The sequence below is a fragment of the Micromonospora sp. PLK6-60 genome, assembly GCF_019890675.1.
Taxonomy (GTDB): domain Bacteria; phylum Actinomycetota; class Actinomycetes; order Mycobacteriales; family Micromonosporaceae; genus Micromonospora.
This window is the reverse complement of sequence record NZ_JAIOAA010000005.1, coordinates 263,469-285,775: the sequence shown is the minus strand read 5'-3', so window position 1 is coordinate 285,775 and position 22,307 is coordinate 263,469. Positions and strand designations below refer to the sequence as shown.

Annotated in this window: 15 protein-coding genes; 11 read left to right on the top strand and 4 right to left on the bottom strand. The window is 71.2% G+C overall.

Features of this window, described 5'->3' with window-relative positions:
- Positions 1 to 126 precede the first annotated feature (126 nt).
- Genes K7640_RS30800 through K7640_RS12745 form a run of 4 tightly spaced genes read left to right on the top strand, consistent with a single transcriptional unit; the run spans position 127 to position 8,769 of the window.
- The gene (locus K7640_RS30800; protein WP_308042533.1) at positions 127 to 3,618 is read left to right on the top strand and encodes a DEAD/DEAH box helicase family protein; all 3,492 of its coding nucleotides are present in this window, start codon (positions 127 to 129) and stop codon (positions 3,616 to 3,618) included.
- Entirely contained in the window at positions 3,615 to 5,015 is a 1,401-nt protein-coding gene (locus K7640_RS12755; RefSeq protein ID WP_222954984.1) for a restriction endonuclease subunit S, read from the top strand. Before K7640_RS30800 ends, K7640_RS12755 begins: the two co-directional genes overlap by 4 nt.
- Positions 5,016 to 5,020: 5 nt before the next feature.
- Positions 5,021 to 6,541, top strand: coding sequence for a class I SAM-dependent DNA methyltransferase (locus K7640_RS12750; RefSeq protein WP_222954983.1), 1,521 nt, complete (start codon positions 5,021 to 5,023; stop codon positions 6,539 to 6,541).
- A complete protein-coding gene (locus K7640_RS12745; RefSeq protein WP_222954982.1) occupies positions 6,541 to 8,769 on the top strand; it encodes a DUF262 domain-containing protein in 2,229 nt (742 codons plus the stop codon). Before K7640_RS12750 ends, K7640_RS12745 begins: the two co-directional genes overlap by 1 nt.
- A gap of 188 nt (positions 8,770 to 8,957) precedes the next feature.
- Here K7640_RS12745 and K7640_RS12740 read toward each other — a convergent pair whose 3' ends face one another.
- On the bottom strand, positions 8,958 to 9,209 hold the full coding sequence (locus tag K7640_RS12740; protein ID WP_222954981.1) for a flavin reductase: 252 nt from the start codon (positions 9,207 to 9,209) through the stop codon (positions 8,958 to 8,960).
- Positions 9,206 to 9,484 carry a hypothetical protein gene (locus tag K7640_RS12735; protein WP_222954980.1) on the bottom strand — a complete coding sequence of 93 codons (279 nt, stop codon included), beginning with the start codon at positions 9,482 to 9,484 and terminating at the stop codon, positions 9,206 to 9,208. The genes K7640_RS12740 and K7640_RS12735 overlap by 4 nt, the downstream gene beginning before the upstream one ends.
- A 117-nt stretch (positions 9,485 to 9,601) precedes the next feature.
- Here K7640_RS12735 and K7640_RS12730 point away from each other — a divergent pair, with 117 nt between their 5' ends.
- The 3 genes from K7640_RS12730 to K7640_RS12720 all read left to right on the top strand — a co-directional run bounded on the left by K7640_RS12730 (position 9,602) and on the right by K7640_RS12720 (position 11,788).
- On the top strand, positions 9,602 to 10,369 hold the full coding sequence (locus tag K7640_RS12730) for a helix-turn-helix transcriptional regulator (RefSeq protein ID WP_222954979.1): 768 nt from the start codon (positions 9,602 to 9,604) through the stop codon (positions 10,367 to 10,369).
- A complete protein-coding gene (locus K7640_RS12725) occupies positions 10,360 to 10,551 on the top strand; it encodes a DUF397 domain-containing protein (protein WP_222954978.1) in 192 nt (63 codons plus the stop codon). Before K7640_RS12730 ends, K7640_RS12725 begins: the two co-directional genes overlap by 10 nt.
- 337 nt (positions 10,552 to 10,888) lie before the next feature.
- The gene (locus tag K7640_RS12720; protein ID WP_222954977.1) at positions 10,889 to 11,788 is read left to right on the top strand and encodes an alpha/beta fold hydrolase; all 900 of its coding nucleotides are present in this window, start codon (positions 10,889 to 10,891) and stop codon (positions 11,786 to 11,788) included.
- 259 nt (positions 11,789 to 12,047) lie between these two features.
- Here the strand turns inward: K7640_RS12720 and K7640_RS12715 are convergent, their stop codons facing one another.
- Both K7640_RS12715 and K7640_RS12710 read right to left on the bottom strand, forming a co-directional pair.
- The gene (locus K7640_RS12715; RefSeq protein ID WP_222954976.1) at positions 12,048 to 12,914 is read right to left on the bottom strand and encodes an aldo/keto reductase; all 867 of its coding nucleotides are present in this window, start codon (positions 12,912 to 12,914) and stop codon (positions 12,048 to 12,050) included.
- A gap of 109 nt (positions 12,915 to 13,023) precedes the next feature.
- Positions 13,024 to 18,090 carry a SpoIIE family protein phosphatase gene (locus K7640_RS12710; RefSeq protein WP_222954975.1) on the bottom strand — a complete coding sequence of 1,689 codons (5,067 nt, stop codon included), beginning with the start codon at positions 18,088 to 18,090 and terminating at the stop codon, positions 13,024 to 13,026.
- Positions 18,091 to 18,334: 244 nt separating this feature from the next.
- Between K7640_RS12710 and K7640_RS12705 the strand changes: the two genes are divergently transcribed.
- The 4 genes from K7640_RS12705 to K7640_RS12690 all read left to right on the top strand — a co-directional run bounded on the left by K7640_RS12705 (position 18,335) and on the right by K7640_RS12690 (position 22,054).
- A complete protein-coding gene (locus tag K7640_RS12705; RefSeq protein ID WP_308042532.1) occupies positions 18,335 to 18,697 on the top strand; it encodes a YciI family protein in 363 nt (120 codons plus the stop codon).
- A gap of 243 nt (positions 18,698 to 18,940) precedes the next feature.
- Positions 18,941 to 20,389, top strand: a complete 1,449-nt coding sequence (gene pyk / locus K7640_RS12700; protein ID WP_222954974.1) for a pyruvate kinase — start codon at positions 18,941 to 18,943, stop codon at positions 20,387 to 20,389.
- Between the two features lie 34 nt (positions 20,390 to 20,423).
- Complete coding sequence (locus tag K7640_RS12695) at positions 20,424 to 21,308, top strand: acyl-CoA thioesterase II (RefSeq protein WP_222954973.1); 885 nt, start codon at positions 20,424 to 20,426, stop codon at positions 21,306 to 21,308.
- A 272-nt stretch (positions 21,309 to 21,580) separates the two neighbouring features.
- Entirely contained in the window at positions 21,581 to 22,054 is a 474-nt protein-coding gene (locus K7640_RS12690) for an Rrf2 family transcriptional regulator (protein WP_222954972.1), read from the top strand.
- The last annotated feature ends 253 nt before the right edge of the window (positions 22,055 to 22,307 follow it).

Sequence of the window (22,307 nt, the reverse complement as noted above, 5' to 3'; positions counted from 1 at the left end):
GTCGTGAGGGCGCCGCCAGCTGCGGACCGCAGAATCTGTCGGATACCCGATTCCCGACGGGGTTTTGTACGTCGACTCACATTCATATTCTGACGTGTTCACCGTCGACTATGGACGTGGAGAGTCGTGGATCCGCAGCAGGTACGCCGCTTGGCGGAGCAGTCCGCCAACTTCGGCTTCTTGAAGGACCATCCGCTCCTAGTTTGGTATGGCGCCGGTGCGGAATCACTCGTCTACGTCGACGCACAGGCGGCGATGGTGAAGACCCGCAGCTTCGGCGAGGTGCTGGCCCGGGACCTGGTCAGGCGCACCGGGGCGCGAGCCCAGAGCACCAAATTCGTCCACCAGGTGCAGGCGCTCAACGCCGACGGCACGCTCACCCCACCGGTGTACGCCGCTTTTGAGCGCTTGCGCAGCGTCGGCAACGAGGCGGTGCATGGGCACCTGAGCGAGGTCCGCGAGGCCCTTGCGCTGCTGCACACCTGCTTCGAGCTGGGGCTGTGGTATCACCGGGCGCTGACCAGTGACCGCACGCCGAGGGGCTTCGTGCCGCCCACCCCGCCGACTGCCCAGGTTCCCGCCTCGATCGCCGACAGCCTCCAAGCCGAGATCGACCGCTACAAGCGGGAACTCGCCGACGCCAAACTGCTGCTGGCGGGGAAGGCGTCGCTGGAGCAGGCGCAGGCCGACGCGACCCGGGACGCCGAGGCCGCGGTGCGCGAGGCTGACGCTCGCCGACCGCAGGCCGCCGCGTTGGTGGCGAGCCTGGAACCGGCCGCCGAGGCCGCCCAGCAGGAGTTCGACAGCGCGAAGCCGGCGAAGGTCTCCGCCGGCAAGCGGGAGGATCTGATCGCCCGCGCCCGCCGCGCGTCCCACGAGCCGCTCAACGAGATGCAGACCCGGGTCGAGATCGATCGGCAGCTCACCGCCGCGGGCTGGCAGGTCCAGGACGAGAACCAGCTCAACCTGTACGCCAGCAGCGGCGTCGCGGTGCGGGAGGTGACCCTCGCGACGGGCCGGGCCGACTACCTTCTCTACGTCAACCAACGGCTGGTCGGCGTGATCGAGGCCAAGCGGGAGGGCACCGCCCCACGTGGGGTCGAGGCGCAGCTCGACCGCTACCTCCACGGGCTCACCGCCGAACAGCGATTCGGCGCGTGGCGGCGTGAGGAGGCGCTGCCCTTCGGGTACGTCGCCACCGGCACTGAGACCGCCTTCGTCAACCGGCTCGACCCGTTTCCGCGTACCCGTGAGGTCTTCGCCTTCCATCGGCCGGAGACGCTCGCGCGGTGGATGCGGGAGGCGGACGACGAGCCGGCCGCGCCCACCCTGCGGGCCCGACTGCGGCGCATGCCTACGCTGGACCGGCTCGGCCTGCGCCCGGCGCAGATCGACGCCGTTGACGGCCTGGAGCGGTCGCTCGCCGAGGACCGACCCCGGGCGCTGATCCAGATGGCCACCGGGGCGGGGAAGACCTTCACCGCTGTCACCGCCAGCTACCGGCTGCTCAAGCACGCCCGGGCCCGCCGGATTCTCTTCTTGGTCGACCGGAACAACCTCGGCAAGCAGACGCTACGCGAGTACGCCGGCTACCAAACCCCGGACGACGGACGGAAGTTTACCGAGCTGTACACCGTCGATCGGCTGTCGGGCGCCGGCATGCTCGACTCGTCCAACGTGGTGATCTCCACGATTCAGCGGCTGTACGGGGCGCTGCGCGGCGCCGAGCTTCCGGATGTCGACCTGGACGATCGTGCCTACGACAGCTACGACCTGGAGGAGCCGGCCGAGGTCGGGTACAACCCGCAGCTGCCACCGGAGACGTTCGACCTGGTCGTGGTCGACGAGTGCCACCGCTCGATCTACGGCAAGTGGCGGGCTGTCATCGAGTATTTCGACGCCTTCGTGGTCGGGTTGACCGCAACGCCGGTCAAGCAGACCCTTGGCTTCTTCCAACAGAACCTGGTCTCCGAGTACACCTACGAACAGGCGGTCGCCGACGGCGTCAACGTCAACTTCGACGTGTATCGGATCAAGACCGAGATCACCGAATCGGGGGAGAGGATCGAGGCCGGCACCGTCGTGCCGCTGCGGGACCGCCGCACCCGCGCCGAGCGCTACCAGGAGCTGGAGGACGACTTCACGTACGCCGGCCGCCAGGTGGGCCGGTCGGTGATCTCCAAGGGGCAGCTTCGGCTGGTACTGAAGACGTTCCGGGACCGGCTCTTCGCCGAGATCTTCCCGGGCCGCTCCACTGTGCCGAAGACGCTTATCTTCGCCTGCGACGACAACCATGCCGAGGAGATCGTGGCCATGGTCCGACTGGTCTTCGGACGTGGCAACGACTTCGTCAAGAAGATCACCTATTCCTCCCGCCGGGACGGCGACAACCCCGACACGCTCATCCAGGCGTTCCGCAACAGCCCGGAGATGCGGATCGCGGTGACCGTCGACATGATCGCCACCGGCACCGACGTCCGGCCCTTGGAATGCGTCTTCTTCCTCCGGCCGGTGCGCAGCGCCACCTACTTCGAGCAGATGAAGGGGCGCGGCGCCCGCACCATCGACCCGGCCGACTTCCAGTCCGTCACCCCGGACGCCGAGGTCAAGGAGCGGTTCGTCATCGTCGACGCGGTCGGCGTCACCGAAGCAGAGCTGGACGAGGCGGTGCCGCTGCAACGGCACAGCGAACAGCAGATCTCCCTGCGCGACCTGCTCCGCAAGGCCGGCACCCTCACCGCCAACCCGGACGAGGTGGCCACCCTCGCCTCCCGGCTGTCCCGCCTCGACCGGCAGCTCACCGACGACGAACGCGCCGAGCTGGCCGAGCTGGCCGGGCAGCCGCTCACCGGCATCGTGCGCGGCCTGGTCGACGCCGTCGCCCCCGAACAGCTCAACCCGGCGACCCAGGCCGGACCGGACGCCGTCCGCGACCTGCTGGCCGGCGCGCTGCGCCCGCTCGCGGCCAACCCGCAGTTGCGGGAACGCATCCTGGAGATCCGCCGCGCCCACGACATCACCATCGACGAGGTAAACGTCGACCGGCTCGTCTCGGCTGCCGGGGTGCCGGCCGAAGAGCGCGCTCAGGTCACCGTGCGGAGCTGGCACGACTACCTGGAGCAGCACCGCGACGAGATCACTGCCTTGCAGGTCTTCTACGAGGGCAAGGGCCGGATCAGCTACGACCAGCTCAAGGAGCTGGCCGCGCGGATCGCCCGCCCCCCGCAGGCGTGGACGCCGGAGTCGCTGTGGAAGGCGTACGTCCTGCTCGGCCGGACCTCGGAGCAGGCCGGCTCGCGCGGGATCACCGACCTGGTCGCTCTGGTCCGCTACGAGCTGGGCATCGACCAGGAGCTACGCCCGTACCGGGCGTCCATAGAGGAGCGCTTCCGTGGGTGGCTGCTGCGGCAGCAACAGGCGGGGGCCACGTTCACGGCCGACCAGGTGTGGTGGCTGGAAAGGATCAAGGACGTGATAGCGGTCAGCGTGGAGATCACGCCCGACGACCTGGAGGGTGTGCCGTTCACCGAACGGGGCGGGATCGACGGGTACGCGGGGGCGTTCGGGGAGCGGGCGGAGCCGCTGTTGGACGAGCTGAACGAGGAGTTGACCGCGTGACGGATCTGCCTCCGGGGTGGACCAACGCCCGTCTGGGAGACGTTGTCGCTATCAATCCTCGGACTTTCGACCATCAGCCCGACGACGATGACATGGTCTCCATGGTGCCGATGGCATCGGTGGAAGCTGAGTCCGGGAGAATGGACGCTAGTCAAAGCATTCGTTACGGAGACGCCAAGAAGCGGTCGCTGACGCCCTTTCAGGAGGGCGACGTGATGTTCGCCAAGGTGACCCCTTGCATGGAGAACGGCAAGATTGCTCTGGCGTCTGGACTCGTCGGCGGTCGGGCGCTGGGAAGTACCGAGCTGTTCGCCCTGCGTTCCCTGGGTGCTGTCGAACCCGGATATCTTGCTCATTTCTTGTTGCAACCGGCTGTCAGGAGGGCAGCTCAAGCGGCGATGACGGGTGCGGTGGGCCTTCGTCGTGTGCCGCGCTCTTACCTTACTGAACTGCTTCTGCCTTTGCCGCCGCTGCCCGAGCAGCGTCGCATCTTGAGTGCAATTGATGCAAAGCTATCTCGACTCAAGGCAGGGCTGGGCATCCTCGTTAAGCAGCTGTTGCGCCTGCGTGCACTTAAGAAGCGGCTGCTGATCGAAGCTGTTCCGTTGCGCGGCGGCGAGTGTTGGCGAACCGTGACAGTCGCGGAAGCCGGGCGTGTCGATCTGGGTCGCCAGCGTCACCCAGACTGGCACACCGGATTGCATATGCGTCCCTACCTACGAGTGGCCAACGTGTTCGAGGATCGCATCGACACGAGCGACATCATGGAGATGGACTTTCCACCGGCTGTCTTTGAGCGGTTCAAGCTTTCACCCGGGGACATCCTCCTCAATGAGGGCCAGAGCCCCGAGTTGCTCGGCCGTCCGGCGCTCTATCGCGGGGTTCCCGAGGATATTGCCTTCACCAACAGTATTCTCCGCTTCCGGGCCGGCCCCGGCGTCGACCCAGAGTGGGCGCTTTTGGTCTTTCGGCGCCATATGCATGCTGGTCGTTTCTCTCGAGAGCTGCGTATTACGACCAACATCGCTCATCTTTCAGCATCCAGGTTCAAGGCGGTGGAGTTTCCGGTTCCCCCGTTGGCCGAACAGCGAGACATCGTTGCTCGCACCAATGAACGGCTGTCTGGCATCGAGAGGCTGATTGAGGCGATCGAACGAACCAGAAAGCAGGCCGCAGGGCTGCGCGCATCGTTGCTCGCGGAAGCGTTCGCGGGACGCTTTGTCCCTCAAGATCCGAACGACGAACCCGCCACCGAACTGCTCGCCCGGATCAAGGCCGAGCGCGCCATGACCATCCCGAAGCAGCGCACCCGCTCTCGACGTACCCCCAAGGAGCTGCCGGCTCCGCCGACCAGGGTGACCGGCGACGACTACCAGCAGGAGACCTTGCCACTGTGAGCACTGTGGATTCGCGCCGTCTGGTGCACAAGCTCTGGAACTACTGCGACGTCCTGCGCGACGACGGCGTCTCGACCATTGACTACGTGGAGCAGTTGACCTATCTGCTGTTCCTCAAGATGGCCGACGAGCGGGCCAACCGGAAGCTCAAGCCGGAGCAGATCGTGCCGGACGAGCTGAGCTGGCAGACCCTGCTGGACGCCGAGGGCGACGCGTTGGAGGTGCAGTACCGGCACATCCTCATCGGGCTGGCCCGGGAGGACGGCACCCTCGGCACGATCTTCCGCAAGGCGCAGAACAAGATCCAGGACCCGGCGAAGCTCAAGCGGCTGATCGTGGACCTGATCGACAAGGAGCAGTGGTCAAGCGCCGGGGTTGACGTCAAGGGTGACGCTTATGAGGAACTGCTCGCCAAGGGCGCCGAGGACGCGAAGTCCGGCGCCGGACAGTACTTCACCCCACGCGCGCTGACCGCCGCGATGGTCGACTGCATGCTGCCCAGCCCCGACGACACGATCACCGACCCGGCCTGCGGGACCGGCGGCTTCCTGCTGGCGGCGTTCGAGCACATCCAGCGCCACCACGGCAACGCCCTCACCCCGGACCAGCGGCGGCGGCTCGCCAGCGGCGCGATCTTCGGCACCGAGTTGGTCGACGGCACCGCGCGGCTCGCGGCGATGAACATGCTGCTGCACGGCATCGGCAGCCCGAACGGGCCGTCGCTGATCGACGTGCGCGACGCACTTGGCCGGGAGCCGGACCGGCGGGTCAGCCTGGTGCTCGCCAACCCACCGTTCGGCCGCAGCTCGTCGATACGGATGGTCGGCGAGGACGGGCGATCTTCCCGGGAGGAACGCGAGATCGAGCGCGCCGACTTCTGGGCCACCACCGCCAACAAGCAGCTCAACTTCGTGCAGCACATCGCCTCGCTGCTGGAAATCGACGGCCGGGCCGCGGTCGTCCTGCCGGACAACGTGCTTTTCGAAGGCGGCGCGGGGGAGACCATCCGCCGCCGGCTGCTCAAGCAGTACGACCTGCACACCATGCTGCGCCTGCCCACCGGCATCTTCTACGCCGGCGGGGTCAAGGCCAACGTTCTCTTCTTCGAGCGCAAGCGCGCCCGTGAGGAGCCGTGGACCCGAAACCTCTGGGTGTACGACTTCCGCACCAACCAGCACTTCACCTTGAAGCAGAACCCGCTGCGCCGGGAACACCTCCAAGACTTCGTCGATTGTTACCTGCCCGGCAAGGACCGCGCCGAGCGGGTGGAGACCGAACGGTTCCGGCCCTTCTCCTACGACGAGCTGATCGTCCGCGACAAGGTCAACCTCGACATCACCTGGCTCAAGGATGCGTCCCTGGAAGACGCCGACGCGCTACTGCCGCCCGAGGTCATCGCGCAGGAGATCGTGGAGGACCTTCAGGCGGCGTTGCGGGAGTTCGCCGCCATCGCCGAGGCACTGACTGCCCGGGCCACAGATCTTCATGAGGGCTCGGCACGATCCGAGGCGGGGGAGGTGGCCTGATGCCGGATGCGCCGATCCGAGGTGACGGTTTCACGATCCAGCAGCTGTTCAGTCAATTTCAGTTCCGGCTCGACCCCTATCAGCGGGAATACAGCTGGGGCCGCGAGGACGTCAAGATCCTCGTGGACGACCTGACCGGCCACTTCGTCGAGGACTGGACGCCTGGGGACGAACGGCGGGAGGTCCGTCACTATCGCCCATACTTCCTCGGGCCATTCGTCTACTACCGGGACGACGACCTGGCCGCGCTCGTCGACGGCCAGCAGCGTGTGACGACGCTTCACCTTCTCCTGTTGCACTTACGCCGCCTGGCGATCGAGGCTGACCGGCCGGAGTACCAGAACGACATCGCCGCGCTGGAACCACTGATCGCCGGCACGTCGTACGGTGAACGCGCGTACGCGATTCGTTCCGACGCGCGGGCACCTGTGCTTGAGGCGATCTACGAGGACAAGCCCTACATCCTGCCGCCAGATGCTGGTGCTTCGGTCCGCAATCTGTACGAGCGGGGCATGGAACTCCACGAACTCCTTCCCGAGTCTGTGCGGGACGAGGCACTTCCACTATTCATCCACTGGCTGCTCAACCGGGTCTGTTTGGTCGGGATCAACGCGAACGATCGTAGGCAGGGCTGGGAGATCTTCGAGACCATGAACGACCGGGGGATACAGCTCGGTCCGGCTGACCTGCTGAAGAGCTTCCTCTTGCGCAAGGCGAGTAACCGCAACAACCTGCCCCGCCTCGGGGATGCCTGGAACCGGGCCTTCATCCGGATCGGGAGCCGGGCGCCGCAAACCGCCGCACGATTCCTCCAGGCGCTGCTCGTCGGCCGTTTCGTCCAGACGGAGGAAGAGGCCGCGGACGTCGCGGTGTCATTCCACGGTTGGGTGCAGGAGAATCACGCCGGGCGGATGGGTCTCGTCAACGCGCCCGATTTCGCCCGATTCATCGAGCATGAGCTCTTACGTCTGGCCGAGCGCTACGCCACGCTCAACGCGGCTGCGGCGGTTCTCGAGCCAGGTCTGGAGCCGGTCTTCTACAACGCCAGGAACGAACTCGATCAGATGCCGTTCCTGATGGCCGCGCTCGCCCCGGATGACTCGGACGCCCAGTTCCGGGAGAAGGCATTCCTCGTGGCCGCCTACCTCGACCTGGTCTTCATGAGGATGGCCGTCAACAACCGGATCACCAAGCCAGGTGGGTTGCAGGGTGACATGCTTGCCGTCCTGATCGAGTTGCGCGCGTGTCGTGACATCGATGCCTTGGCCAAGGCGCTGGGGCGGCGGATCACCGGGCTGGACGCCGACTTCACCGGTGTCAAGGGCTACGGCCTCCGTGCGGACAATCGCGCGCAGGTCAGGTACCTTCTGGCGCGGCTGACCGCGTTCGTGGAGGTTGAGTGTGGGCGTCCTAACGAGATGGCGCGTTACCTGGACAAAGATGAGCCTTACGAGATTGAACACATCTGGGCCAACAAGTTCGAGCGCTACCAACCCGAGGCAAGAACTGAGGCGGCGTTCCGGGTGCACCGCAACCGGGTCGGGGCGTTGCTGCTCCTCCGGAAGTCCTACAACGCCAGCTATCAGGACGCGCCGTACGAGCAGAAGGTCGAGTGGTATCGCGGGCAGAACCACCTGACAGCGTCCCTTCACCAGGTCACCCACCAGCGGAACAAGCCTTTCACCGAGGGAGTCATCAAGAGGTACAACCTCGGGAAACTCTTCCATCCGATGCCGGACTTCGGCCTCGCCGCGATCGACGTCAGGCAGCGACTCTACGAGCGGCTGTGCGAGATCATCTGGGATCCCGAGAAGCTGGGCTTCATTCTTCCGCCCGGCACCCTCCCGGCGTCCAGTGCGCCGGCGGAGACGCCGCCGGAGCTTCCCCTTCAGCAGGTGCCCACGCGAGTGTCGCGGCGGACGCGGGCTTACTTCGGGGGAGTAACTGTGGCTCGTCTGGTGAGCGTCGGCGCCTTGAACGTGGATGAGGAGCTGGTTCTCACCTACAAGCGGGTAGCTCACACGGCTCGGATCAGTCGTGGTGGGCAGATCCAGCTTGACGGCGGCGAAGTCTTCGAATCTCCCTCTCCCGCCGGCTCGACGGTCACTGGCAAGGCAACTATCAATGGCTGGAGTGCCTGGAAGGTGCGCCGCAACGGCAAGTTGGTGCCCTTGTTCGACATCCGCGCAGAGGCGCTTCGCCGCGGTCTGCTCGATGAGACCGGATAAATCCAGGTGTCCCGGTGCGATGCTGTGCGGGCTGTATCGCCAAGTGGCGCAGGAGACGGTGGAGGACGGTCAAGTGGCGGCGGCGTGACCGAGCCCGTCCTACGCGGTCGTCGCGGAGGAGTTGCCGGCGAACGACGACCGGCACGACCTGCGAGCACCATTCCTCGGCTGAGTCCAGAGGCAGCGTCCTACCTCGAACGGGCCCAGGTCAGGAACCGGTCCTCCAGACGCGGGGCGTTGCCGCAGTCGAGGTCGGTCAGTTGCTCCTGCGCGACCGCCATCAGCGACGCCAGGTAGACCAGCAGGCCCGCGCGGTCGTGGCCGTACTGGCGCAGCAGCGTCACCCGGGCCTCCCCGCACGGCCACGGGTGTGCGCAGGCGCGGCAGAGCCAGGTCGGCGGCAGGGCGGTGTGCTCGCGCCGGTGGGGGGAGGCGGTCACCGGGTGGCCCCCGCGCGGCTGTGCACCTGCCTGCGCGGGCCGGGTGAGCAGGGCGGTGTTGCCCATCGCAAGCCTTCCCGCAGCACGAACAGCTCGCGCTTGGCGACCGCCTGATCCCGCGCGCCCAACTGGTAGCCCTCGATCCACGTCCAGCCGTGCGGCGGGTGCCGGTCGACCAGCTCGCGGATGACCCGGAGGCGGATCGAGGTGGCGGCGAACTGCGGTGACGCGTCGCCCGTCAGGTGCAGCACATCGCCCGGCTTGATCTTTCGCATCGTCGGTTTCTCCAGTCGTTACCGTCCTCTGTGCCCAACCCTCCGTTCTGTTGCTGGGCAGATACACCGCGTACCGATATGGTCGGCGGATATTTCGGACGTCCGATAGGAGTGCGCGTGAACGACGCGTTGCGGGCAGCGCTGAACGAGACGGGGCTGACCACGGAAGCCCTCGCCGAGCGAGTGGGTGTCGATCCGAAGACCGCCGGCCGGTGGCTGAGCGAGGGCCGGATCCCGCACCCCCGGCACCGGATGGCGGCGGCCGAGGTGCTCCAGCGGGACGTGGTGGACATTTGGCCGGACACTTCGAGACGTCGTGAACCAATCTGGTTCCGTCCCTGGCAGGAGATTGAGCGAGACGCGGTGTCGCTGCGTTGGTTTGAGCCGCTGGTTCTGCCGGGCCTGCTCCAGACCGAGGCTTACGCCCGAGCTGTGCTCGGCGGGGCTGGGCTGATTCCGCGCGCTGACGTCGCCCGCCATCTGACCGCCCGGCTGAACCGGCAGGGTGCCCTGCGTCGGGACGATCCACCCCAGCTCACGGCCGTCATCGACGAGGCGGTGTTGCGGCGGCCGGTGGGCGGGCCGGCCACCATGCGCGAGCAGTTGCAGGCGATCGTCACGGCCTGCGCCGAGTCGCACGTCCGGGTGCACGTGGTGCCGTCCACAGTGGGCGAGTATGCCGGGCTGAACGGACCGTTCGTGCTCGCCACCTCCCCGGACCACCGGGTCGCCGGCTATCTGGACAACCTGTTGCAGGGGCAAGTGGTTAGCGATCCCGACGACCTCGCGGCCATAATGGCCGCGTGGGAGAACGTGCGCGGCGAGGCGCTGTCCCACCGGCAGTCAGTCGACCTTTTCGCGGAAGTGGCAGAGACATGGACCTGATCGGCGCGCGGTGGCGCAAGAGCAGCCGCAGCAGCGGCAACGGTGGTGCCTGTATCGAGGTGGCCGACAACCTGCCGGGGGTGGTCGGGGTCCGTGACTCCAAGGACCCGGCCGGACCGGTCCTGACCTTCGCCCCCGACTCCTGGCGCACGTTCGTCGCCGGAGTCGCCCGGCGCCCCTGACCCCTCCCCATCCCACCTCCCTACGCCCGCCCCGACCATCCGGGGCGGGCGTTCTGGTCGTGCCGCCGCCAAGATCCGGACAACTTCAGTGCAGTTGTTGCCTCAATCCCGTTACGAGGCAACAACTTCAGCGAAGTTGTGCGGATCTTGCGGGCTGCGGGGCGCCTCACGGGGAGCGGATATGGGGGTTTGTGCGCTCTGGGGGACAACGGGTTACCGGCGCGTAACTTTTCATTGACGGGTGTGAAACAAGACACGCATCATCGTGTCCACGATCGATCGCCCCCCACCCGTCCCGCCCGGACAACCCCGGGCACCTCCCACCGGAGGCGCAGCCATGCTGCTTCGATCGATCCTCGCCACGGCCACCGCCGCAACCGTCCTGCTCGCTCCCACCGCCGCGAGCGCCGCCACCGCCGACCGCGCCGCCCCCGACCGGCCCGCGATCACCACCATCGCCGACCGGACCGCCACCACCACCGGCCGGGACGCGGCGGCCAACCGAGCCGCGACCAGCGCCACCGCCGACGGCCCCGGGGCCGCCACTACGGCGAGCGCCACCACCCTCGCCGCCGCCAACGCCAACCCGGTCATCGTGGTCGGCGGCCTGATCGGGGTCTCCATCGCGTACGAGCCGATCGCCGCGCGGCTGCGTGCCGACGGTTACCGGGTCTGGATCTATCAGCTGCCCAACCTCGGCTTCGGGGACATCCGGCAGTCCGCGCAGGCCCTGGGCGCGTACGTGGCCCAGGTCCGGGCGGCCACCGGGGCGGCCAAGGTGGACCTGGTCACCCACTCCGAGGGTGGTCTGGTCTCCCGCTGGTACGTGAAGTTCCTCGGCGGCACCGACACCGTGGGACGCTACGTCAGCCTGGGCAGCCCCCAGCAGGGCACCTACGTCGCCAACATCGTCAACTTCGTCGGGTTGGGCAGCTGTGCCGGCATCGTGGCCTGCCAGCAGATGTCCATCGGCTCGGACTTCCTCGCCACCCTCAACGCCGGCGACGACACCCCGGGGGCGGTGCGCTGGACGACCGTGCGTACCTGGCAGGACGAGCTGGTGCGCCCGGTCGACAACGCGGTGCTCGCCGACGGCGCGACAAACGTGCTGATCCAGGCGGCGTGCCCGCTGCGGGTGGTCGGCCACCTCGGCCTGGTCCTGGACGGCACCACGTACACGGTGGTCCGGCAGGCGCTCGCCGACGCGGCGATCCGCCCCAACTGCTTCGCCGTCTGACTCCGGCCCACCCCGGCCGGTCGCCCGCAACCGCGTCGACCGGCCGGAACCGGGAGAACGGTGCGCCGTCGCCGCCGTCGTCTGGACCGTGGTGATGGTCGGCATCGAGATGTGGACCGTCCTGCGGTGGATCTGGGACTGACCGGTCACCCGCGTCTCATCGGCGGCCGTGGCCCACCCGCTCCGGACGGGTGGGCCACGGCGGCTGTTAACAGGGGGCCCCTGCTATACCGCAGGCGTTAACAGGGGGCCCCTCCTTTCAGGCGGCCTTCGACAGCGCCTCGTACTCGTCGTCGGTGAGCTGCACCTCGGCGGCGGCGACGTTCTCCTCCAGGTGCGCCACCGACGACGTACCCGGGATGGGGAGCATGACCGGCGACCGGCGCAACAGCCAGGCGAGCGCGAGTTGCGCGGGCGTCGCGCCGTGCTCGGTGGAGATCGCGTCCAGCGGCCCGCCGGGCTTGGCCAGGTTGCCGGTGGCGATCGGGAACCAGGGGATGAACGCCAGGTCGTCGCGCTCGCAGTAGCTCACCACGTCCTCGGCGCTGCGGTCGGCCAGGTTGTAGAGGTTCTGCACCGACACGATCGGGGTGACCTTCCGGGCCGCGTCGATCTGCGCGACGCTGACCTCGGACAGGCCGATGTGCCGGATCTTGCCCTCCTGCTTGAGCAGGGCCAGCTCGCCGAGCTGGTCCTCCAGCGGCACCTTCGCGTCGATCCGGTGCAGCTGGTATAGCCCGATGGCCTCCAGGCCCAGGTGGCGCAGGCTCAGCTCGCACTGCTGGCGCAGGTATTCCGGGCGACCCACCGGCCGCCAGTCGCCGGGCCCGGAGCGGGTCAGGCCGGCCTTCGTCGCGATGACCAGGTCATCGGCGTACGGGTGGAGCGCCTTCTTGATCAGCAGCTCGGAGACGAACGGCCCGTACGAGTCGGCGGTGTCGATGAAGGTCACGCCCAGCTCGTAGGCGCGGCGCAGCACCCGCACCGCCTCCGCCGGGTCCTTCGGGTCGCCCCAGACCCCGGGCCCGGTGAGCTGCATCGCCCCGTACCCGAGCCGGTCGACCTGCAGGTCACCCCCGATCCGGTAGGTCCCCGAGGCATTCGCGGGCTGTGCGCTGGTCGCCATGGGCTGGTCCTCCATCCGTCGGTCGTGGGCGGCGGCGGCCGCCCACGGTCTGCTTTCCCCCAGATCGCCGGCCGCAACGCGAACGGACGAACCGGTCGCCGGCGCCCGCTCAGCGGGCGTGCCGGATCACCACCAGCGCCTGGTCGTCCTCGGCCCCGGACAGGCCGGTCAGGATCGCGTCGGCGACCGCCTCCACCGGCTCGTCCCGCAGCGGCGTGATCACCTCGTGCAGCGCGGCCACCCCCGCGTCGTACGGTCGGCCGCGCCGCTCCACCAGGCCGTCGGTGTAGAGCACCAGCAGGTCGCCCGGGGCGAACCGGACCCGGGTCACCGGCACCGGCTCGCGGACCAGCCCCAGCGGCAGCGAGTTGCCCGTGGTGACGGTCTCCGGCACGCCGCCCGCCGGCACCCGCACCGGGTGCGGGTGCCCGACCCGGGCCACCGCCGCCTCCCCGGCGGCCGGGTCGACGATCAGCGCGAGGCAGGTGCCGAGGAAGCCGTACCCGATCAGCTCGGTCACCCGGCCGAACACGTCGGCCAGCGGCACCCCGGAGCGGATCAGCGTGTTCACCACCGTGCGTAGCTGGGCCATGTCGGCGGCGGCCTCCACCCGGTGCCCCACCACGTCACCGAGCACCACCGCGAGCCGCCCGCCGTCCAGGGCGATCAGGTCGTACCAGTCGCCGCCGAGGTGCAGCCCGGTCATCGCCGGCCGGTAGCGGGTGGCGATCTCCAGCGGTTCCGGAACCTGGGTCGCGGTCGACCGCAGCCGCCCCGCCAGCCGGGTCACCAGGTTGTGCTCGGCGGCGGCCAGCCGGACCCGTTCCAGGGTCTGCTCGCACAGGTCGGCGATGGTGTCCAGCAGCGCCAGGTCACCGGCGCGCAGCGGGCGTTCCCGGTGCCAGCCGAAGGCCAGCGCGGCCACCGGCCGGCGGTCCCCGTCGAACAGCGGCAGCGCCACCGTGGTCACGATGCCGTGCCCGCCGACCGGATCCGGCAGCTCCGGGAACTGCCGGGCGAAGTCGGCCCGGTCGCGCACCGTGACCCGTTGGCCGGTGCGCAGCGCCCGGGCGATCGGCCGGGGATCGTCGGCGCGCAGGCCGTCGAACGTCGCGGCCAGCGATTCCGGCACGTCGTGGTCGTGGTACCACAGCCGCACGCCCAGCCCGCCGTCCCGCATCGCCAGGCCGGGCAGCGCGGCGCCCAGCGCGAGCGGCGCGGCGGACAACATGACGTCGATGGCTTCGGCGGTGGAGCGGGTGACGCTCAGCCGGGCGGCGAAATCCGCCATGGCCCGCGCCGAGGCGGTCAGCTCCGCCCGGCGCAGCGCCTGGCTGCACAGGCCGGCCACCGTGTCGAGCAGGTTGCGCCGCGCGTCGTCGTCGGCGACCGGCTGCGCCCAGCGCAGCTCCAGCGCGCCGAGCACGCCACCGTCGCCGTAGCTCAGCGGCAGGCAGACCCCGGCACCGTCGGGCAGCGGGGTGGGCGCGCCGTCGCGGACCGCCCGGGCCAGCGGGACGTCCGCCTCGACGGCCAGCCGCACCGGGCCGGTGTGGTCGGTGACCTCCAGCGTCGGGGACCCCGGTGGGGCCAGGGCCAGCCGTACGGCGTCGGCCCCCACCACGGCCGGCGCGGTGGCGACGATCACCGCCACGATCGCCGCCGTCTCCTCGGCCGAGCTCAGCGCGCCGGCCAGCCGGGCCAGCTCCTCGGCCTGGCGCAGCGCCCGCTGCCGCGCGGTGACGTCCCGGGCCTCGGCCAGCACCCGGTCGTGGGTGTCGGCGATGGTGCCGACCCACTCGGTCACCCGCCCCGACTCGTCGCGCAGGCTGGCCGCGCGCAGCGCGAAGTGCCGGTACCCGCCGGTGGCGGCGTGCCGCAGCCGGCCCTCGGCCTCGAACAGCGGCGCCTCGGCCGCGACCACGTCCCGCCAGGCCGCGCCGATCCGCGCCCGGTCGTCGGGGTGCAGCGCGCCGGCCCAGCCGTCGTCGGCGTACTCCGGCCAGACCTGGCCGGTGTAGGCCTCCCAGGAGGGCTGTGGCTCGACGATCCGGCCCTGCCGGTCGGCCGTCCAGACCACCGCCGTGGACGCCTCCACCAGGGTGCGGAACCGCCGGTCGGCCCGCTGCTGGGCGGCGCGGGCGGCGGCCTCGGCCTGCCAGGCGCGCTCCCGCTCGCCGGCCTCCCGGACCGCGCCGCGCAGCCGCTCGGTCGCCTCGTCCTGCCGGGTCACCGCCTCCAACCGGAGCAGCGCCTGGACGCCGGCGGCGACCAGCAGGCCGCCGAGCAGGTGCTCCTCGGCGGGCACCGGGCGGGGCCGGGGGAACGCCACCCAGCTGCGCCACCGCCGGGTGGCGGTGCTGAGCCGCCCGGCCACCCCGGGTAGCTCACCCGGCCCGGGCGGCGCCTCGGCCGCGCCGGTCAGCGCCGCCGCCACGGCCGAGTCCAGCGTGGGCACCTCGACCGGGCCGGTGGCGGTGCGCGCCACCGGCGGGCCCTGCTCGGGCAGCAGGTACGCCGTGCCGTCGAACGCCTCGCCCAGGGCCCGGGCGGTCAGCGCCAGCACCTCCTCCTCGTCCCCGGCCGCGGCCAACCGGTCGGCCAACGTGGCCGCCCGCTGGTGCCGCAGCCGGGCCAGGTGCTCGTCGGTGACGTCCCGGATGGTGCCGACCAGCAGGTTGCGGTCGTGCGGCGGGTCGGGGACCTCGCCGGCGGAGACCGACATCCAGCGCAGCCGCCCGTCCGGGCGCCGGAACGGCACCTCGTACGCCCCGGTGTGCTCGCCGAGCAGGTGGACCAGGCCCCGCTCGATCAGCGCCCGCTCCTCCGGGTGGGTCTGCGGGTCCGGGAACCACGGGTGCGGCGGCGGGTAGGGCACGCCCTCCGGGCCGTACCCGGTCAGCTCGCCGAAGGTGGTGTCGACCTCGATGACCACCCCGTCGGTGTCGGCCACCCAGACGCCCTCGGTGATCGACTCGACCAGCTGGGTGGCCCAGTCGCCGCGGCGCAGCCGGTCCCGGGCCCGATCCAGGTTGGCCTGCACCCGGGCCAGCAGCTCGCCGGCCGAGAACGGCTTGACCAGATAGTCGTCGGCGCCGGCGGTCAGTCCCTCGACGGCCGCCTCCGGCCCGGCCCGGGCGGAGAGCAGCACCACCGGCAGGTGCGCGGTGGCCGGGTCGGCGCGGACCGCGGCGAGCAGCCCGTAGCCGTCCAGCAGCGGCATCATCACATCGGCCAGGACCAGGTCGGGCGGGTCGGTGGCGATCACGGCGAGCGCGGCCCGGCCGTCGGCCGCGGTGCGCACCCGGAACCGCGGCGCGAGCAGTTCCGTCACGTACGCCCGCAGGTCGGCGTTGTCGTCGACCAGCAGGATGCGCGGGCCGTCCGCCGCGCCCACCTCGCCCTCGGCCGGGCCGGCGGTGGCCACGACGAGCCCGGCGGCGGCCGGTGGTTTACCGGTGCCGGTCGCCCGCCCCGGGCGGCTCGCGCCGGTGCCGTACGGCATCCGGACCTCGAACGTGGCGCCCGCACCCAGGGTGCTGGTCGCGGAGACCTCCCCGTCGTGCAGCTGCACCAGCTCGCGGACCAGGGCCAACCCGATGCCGGTGCCCTCGGCGGACCGGCCGGTCGGGCCGGTGACCCGGTGGAACCGCTGGAACAGCTGGGGGAGCTGGTCGGCGGGGATGCCGACGCCGGTGTCGGTGACGGTGAGCCGGAACCCGCCGCCGGTGCCCGCCACCCGCAGCCGGATCCCACCGGACAGGGTCGCCTTGAGCGCGTTGGAGAGCAGGTTGAGCACCACCTTCTCCCACATCGACCGGTCCAGGTAGGCGGCCCGGGGCAGCCGCGGGCAGTCCACCTCGAAGGTCAGCCCGGCCCGCTCCACGGCGGGCACGAAGGACGCGGCGATCTCCCGGGTGAGCCGGGCCACGTCCACCGCCACCCGCTCCGGGACCAGCCGGCCGGCCTCGATCCGGGTGAAGTCGAGGACGCTGTCGACGAGCCGGCGCAGCCGGGCCGCGTTGCGGTCGACCAGCTCCAGCCGGCGCCGCTGGGCCGGGAGCAGGGGTTGGGCCGGGTCGTCGAGGGCGTCCCGGACCGGCCCGGTGATCAGGGTCAACGGGGTGCGCAGCTCGTGACTGACGTTGGCGAAGAACGCCGACTTCGCGGCGTCCAGCTCGGCCAGCGCCTCCGCCCGCCGGTGCTCCTCCTGGTAGGCGCGGGCGCCGGCCAGCGCGGTGCCGACGTGCCCGGCCAGCAGCGCGACGAAGGACAGGTAGCCGGCGTCCACCGGGCGGCGCGGGTTCAGCCCCACCACCAGCACCGCGCTGGGCTCGGCGCCGCCCGGCTCGGTCACCGGCTCCAGGGCCACCATCGGGCAACCCGGCCGCTGCGGGTCGTCGGCCGGGTCGGCCGGCAGCAGCCGGTGGCGCCCGTCGGCCAGGATCTCCGCGATCGGCCAGCTCGACTCCGCCCCGGGCGGCGGCCGCGTCCCCGCCGCGGCGGCCAGCCGGGGCCCGTCCGGGTCGGTCAGCCAGAGCCGGGCCATCGGCACGGCCGGACTGCGGGTCAGCACCGCCACCGTCCGGCGGGCGACCTCCTCCGGGTCCACCACGTCGACCAGGGCGGCGGCCAGCTCGCTGACCGCCCGCAGCCGCCGGTCGCTGACCACCCGGTCGGTGGTCTCGGTGACGGCGGTGAAGACGCCGCCGGGCGCGCCCGACTCGTCGATGATCGGACTGTACGAGAAGGTGAAGTAGCACTCCTCGACGAAGCCGTACCGGTCCAGCTCGAGCAGCTGGTCCTGGTTCCAGGTGGCCCCGTCGCCGCCCAGCACCCCGGTCAGCATCGGCCCGATGACGTGCCAGATCTCCGGCCACACCGCCGGGCCGGGGCGACCCAGCGCGTCCCGCTTCGACGCGCCGAGCACCGGCAGGTACGCGTCGTTGTGCAGCATCACCAGCTCCGGGCCCCACCAGAGCAGGATCGGGAACCGGGAGTGCAGGCAGATGGAGACCGCCGTACGCAGGCTCTGTGGCCACTTCTCCACCGGGCCCAGCGGGGTGGCCGCCCAGTCGTGGGCGGCGATCCGGGCGCCCATCTCCCCACCGGCGGCGAACACGTCCCGCCACCGGAACTCGCCCGGCCCGGTCGTTCCGGAGGGGGAGTGGGTCACGTCGTCACCTCTCCGGTCGGGCACCACCAGTGGGACCGTACCAGCGGGATCCGACTGTCGGTCTCGTTGATCATCGACGGTGCGGCGCGGGTCCCGGACGGTCGCCGCGGCCCGGGCGGAATCGGTCACGCCGCGACCCGAGTTGGTCGGAGCCGCCGCTGGGACGGGCCGTGCCGTGCGAGGCTGGGGCGAGTCGGGTGGCTCCGCCGCGGGCGGCGCCGGCAGCGCGGAAGGGAGCGCCATCGTGGGGACCCCGAAGCTGGACTTCGCGCTCGACACCTACGAGTGCATCGTGCTCTATCCCGGCCCGGCCGGGCCGGCCCTGCCGGAGGAGACGGTGCAGCGGTTGCAGGCCGAGCACTTCCAGCACATGCAGGCGTTGCAGCGGCGCGGGATCGTGCTGGTGGCCGGCTCGGTGGACGGCCCGGCCCGGGAGCCGGCCCCGCCGATCGGTTTCGGGCTGGCCCGCACCGGTTCGGTGGACGACGTGCGCGGCGTCATGGCGGCCGACCCGGCCGTGCAGGCCGGCCTCTACCAGGTCGACGTGATGACCTTCCTCTGCCCGGCCGGCTCGCTGGATTTTCCGCTCGCGAAGGCGCAGAGCTGAGGGCCGGACCCCCGGCGGCGCGCCGTCGAGGTGGCGGGCGGTCCGGGGGCGGGTGCGTCCCCCCGGCGGCCGGCGCGGCCGAGCGGTACGATTCCCGGCGCGCGGTCGCCGATGCCCGCCACTCACGAGATCCCCGGTGCGGTCGCCCGTCCCCGGCCGCGCACCCGCGCGCCACCGGACGGGGGAGTACCGCAGTCCGTAAGGGGTCGGCCGGCAGGTCGATCCGGAGGAGAGACTAGCCTGATGGGCGTGAACCGCCGCGCGAAGATCGTCTGCACCCTCGGCCCCGCCACCTCGTCCCCGGAGCGGATCCGGGGCCTGGTCGAAGCGGGCATGAACGTGGCGAGGTTGAACTTCAGCCACGGCAGTCACGCCGACCACGAGGCGGTCTACCGCCTGGTCCGCGAGGCGGCGGACGCCGCCGGCCGGCCCGTGGCCGTGCTCGCCGACCTGCAGGGCCCCAAGATCCGCCTGGGCCGCTTCGCCGACGGCCCGCACGAGTGGCGCACCGGTGACTCCGTCGTGATCACCAGCGACGACATCGTCGGCACCCGGGAGCGGGTCTCCTGCACCTACAAGAAGCTGCCGCAGGAGGTCAAGGCCGGTGACCGGCTGCTGATCGACGACGGCCGGGTGGCCGTCGAGGTCAGCGAGGTGGCCGGCGCCGACATCCGGGTCCTGGTCACCGAGGGCGGGCCGGTCTCCAACAACAAGGGCGTCTCGCTGCCCAACGTGGCGGTCAGCGTGCCCGCCCTGTCCGACAAGGACGCCGCGGACCTGCGCTTCGCCCTGGGGTTGGGCGTCGACCTGATCGCGCTCTCCTTCGTCCGCTCGGCGGACGACATCAAGCTGGTCCACTCGATCATGGCCGAGGAGGGCGTGCAGCGCCCGGTCCTGGCCAAGGTGGAGAAGCCCGAGGCGGTCGACAACCTCGAGGCGATCGTGCTGGCCTTCGACGGCGTCATGGTCGCCCGCGGCGACCTCGGCGTGGAGCTTCCGCTGGACCAGGTGCCGCTGGTGCAGAAGCGCGCCGTGCAGCTGTGCCGGGAGAACGCCAAGCCGGTCATCGTCGCCACCCAGATGCTCGACTCCATGATCGAGAATTCCCGGCCGACCCGCGCCGAGGCCTCCGACGTGGCGAACGCGGTGCTCGACGGCGCCGACGCGGTGATGCTCTCCGGCGAGACCAGCGTCGGCAAGTACCCGGTGCTCACCGTCAGCACCATGGCCAAGATCATCAGCACCACCGAGGCCGGCTCGATCGCCGTGCCCCGGCTCCAGCACGACCCCCGTACGCACGGCGGCGCGCTCACCGTCGGCGCGTCCTCCATCGCCCGGGCCATCGGCGCCAAGGCCCTGGTCGCCTTCTCGCAGACCGGCGACACCGTCAAGCGGCTCTCCCGGCTGCACTGCGACCTGCCGCTGCTGGCCTTCACCCCGGTGCCCGAGGTGCGCAACCAGCTCGCCCTCTGCTGGGGCGTGGAGACCTTCCTGATGCCCTTCGTCGAGCACACCGACGACATGTTCCGCCAGGTCGACCAGGCGCTGCTCGGGCTCAACCGGGCCACCCCCGGCGAGTACGTGGTGATCGTGGCGGGCAGCCCGCCCGGCACCCCCGGCTCCACCAACACCCTGCGGGTGCACCAGCTCGGTTCGCTTGTCGACGCGGCCTCCGCCCGGGCGCTGCAGTGAGCGCGGCTCGGCGCTCGTCTACCGGGGTGACCGGGTGACCGGCGGTGCCGCCGCGGTCGGCCAGGCCGCGGTCGACCAACTGCTGGAGGTGCTGGACCTCGACCACACCGGCGAGATGACCTTCCGGGGGATGAGCCCCCCGGTCGGCCCGCAGCGGGTCTACGGCGGGCAGGTAGCCGGGCAGGCCCTGGTCGCCGCCGGGCGCACGGTGGACGCCGAACGCTTCGTGCACTCGTTGCACGGCTACTTCGTCCGGCCGGGCGACCCGGCCGAGCCGATCGAATACCAGGTGGAGAACGTCCGCGACGGCCGCTCCTTCTCGGTGCGCCGCTCGGTGGCCCTGCAACACGACAAGCCGATCTTCTTCATGTCGGCCTCGTTCCAGCGGCAGGAGGAGGGGTTGGACCACCAGGCGCCCACCCCGGCCGACGTGCCCGGCCCGGACGAGGTGCCCACCATGACCGACCGGCTCTCCCGCTACCCGGAGCGGCTCGGCATCTGGGGCCAGATCCCCCGCCCGATCGACGTGCGCTACGTCGGCGAGCCCGGCTGGGTGCGCCCCGGCGACCGGCCGGCCGAGCCGCACCAGCGGGTGTGGATGCGCATCGACGGCAAGCTGCCCGACGACCCGCTGCTGCACGCCTGCGCCCTCACGTACGCCTCCGACCTGACCCTGCTGGACTCGGTGCTCTCGGTGCACGGCGAGGTGTGGGGGCCCGGGGGAGTGGTGGGTGCGAGCCTCGACCACGCGCTCTGGTTCCACCGGCAGTTCCGGGCCGACGAGTGGTTCCTGTACGACTGCTGGAGCCCTTCGGCGTCCGGCGCCCGGGGCCTGGCCACCGGCCGGATGTTCACCACCGACGGCCGGCACATCGCCAGCGCCGTGCAGGAGGGGCTGCTGCGCCGGGTCGGCGCCTGACCTCGACGCCGCCGGCTGTCCGCCTCGCGGTCCTGTCGGCTGTCCGCCTCGCCGGCCCGCCGGCTGTCCGCTTCCCGGGCCCGCCGGCTGTCCGCCTCGCGAGCCTGCCGGCTGTCCGCCTCGCGGGGCCGCTGGCTGTCCGCCTCGCGGGGCCGCTGGCTGTCCGGCTCGCGGGGCCGCCGGCCGGGGCAGGCCGGTTGCCGGTGGGCGGCCCGGCCGAGCGGCGGAGGGTCGCTCGCCCGGGCGGATGATCGCCGACTAACCTTTGCCGCATGCGTCTCTCCGCCCGGGTCGACTACGCCCTCCGCGCGGCTGCCGAGTTGGCGGCGGTGACCGACGGCACGGCGACCGGCGGGCGCAGCCGGCCGGTCACCGCCGAGCAGATCGCCCGGGCGCAGGAGATCCCGCCGAAGTTCCTGGAGAGCATCCTGCTCCAACTGCGCCGGGGCGGCATCGTGCACGCCCAGCGCGGCCCGGAGGGCGGCTACTGGCTGGCCCGGCCGGCCGCGGAGATCTCCCTGGCCGAGGTGATCCGGGTGATCGACGGGCCGCTGGCGCACGTCCGGGGCCAGCGTCCCGAGCAGCTCGGCTACCAGGGCGCGGCCCGGGCGCTGCAGGACGTCTGGATCGCGCTGCGGGCCAGCGAGCGGGAGATCCTGGAGCAGGTCACCATCGCCGACGTCGCCACCGGCACCCTGCCGGGACGGGTCAGCGAGCTGGCCGCCGACCCGCGCGCCTGGAGCTGAGCTCGCCCTGCCGGCCTGCCGCCCCGCCGTCCCGCCGCCCTGCCGTCCCGCCGCCCTGCCGTCCCGCCGCCCTGCCGGTCCGCCACCCCGCCGGCCCGCCGCGCTGTCCCGCCGACCGGTCGCGCTCGTCCGACCGACCGGCCGCGTCCGACCGACCGGCCGCGTCCGACCGACCGGCCGCGTCCGACCGACCGGCCGCGCCTGGGCCGCTCGGGGCGACGCCGTCGCCTGCGTTTCGCCGCCGGTCCGGCTG

Coding starts and splice junctions, on each gene's coding strand:
- K7640_RS12745 (WP_222954982.1), top strand. CDS start 6,541: ATGCCGGATGCGCCGATCCGAGGTGACGGTTTCACGATCCAGCAGCTG.
- K7640_RS12735 (WP_222954980.1), bottom strand. CDS start 9,484: ATGCGAAAGATCAAGCCGGGCGATGTGCTGCACCTGACGGGCGACGCG.
- K7640_RS12725 (WP_222954978.1), top strand. CDS start 10,360: ATGGACCTGATCGGCGCGCGGTGGCGCAAGAGCAGCCGCAGCAGCGGC.
- K7640_RS12720 (WP_222954977.1), top strand. CDS start 10,889: ATGCTGCTTCGATCGATCCTCGCCACGGCCACCGCCGCAACCGTCCTG.
- K7640_RS12715 (WP_222954976.1), bottom strand. CDS start 12,914: ATGGCGACCAGCGCACAGCCCGCGAATGCCTCGGGGACCTACCGGATC.
- pyk (WP_222954974.1), top strand. CDS start 18,941: ATGGGCGTGAACCGCCGCGCGAAGATCGTCTGCACCCTCGGCCCCGCC.
- K7640_RS12690 (WP_222954972.1), top strand. CDS start 21,581: ATGCGTCTCTCCGCCCGGGTCGACTACGCCCTCCGCGCGGCTGCCGAG.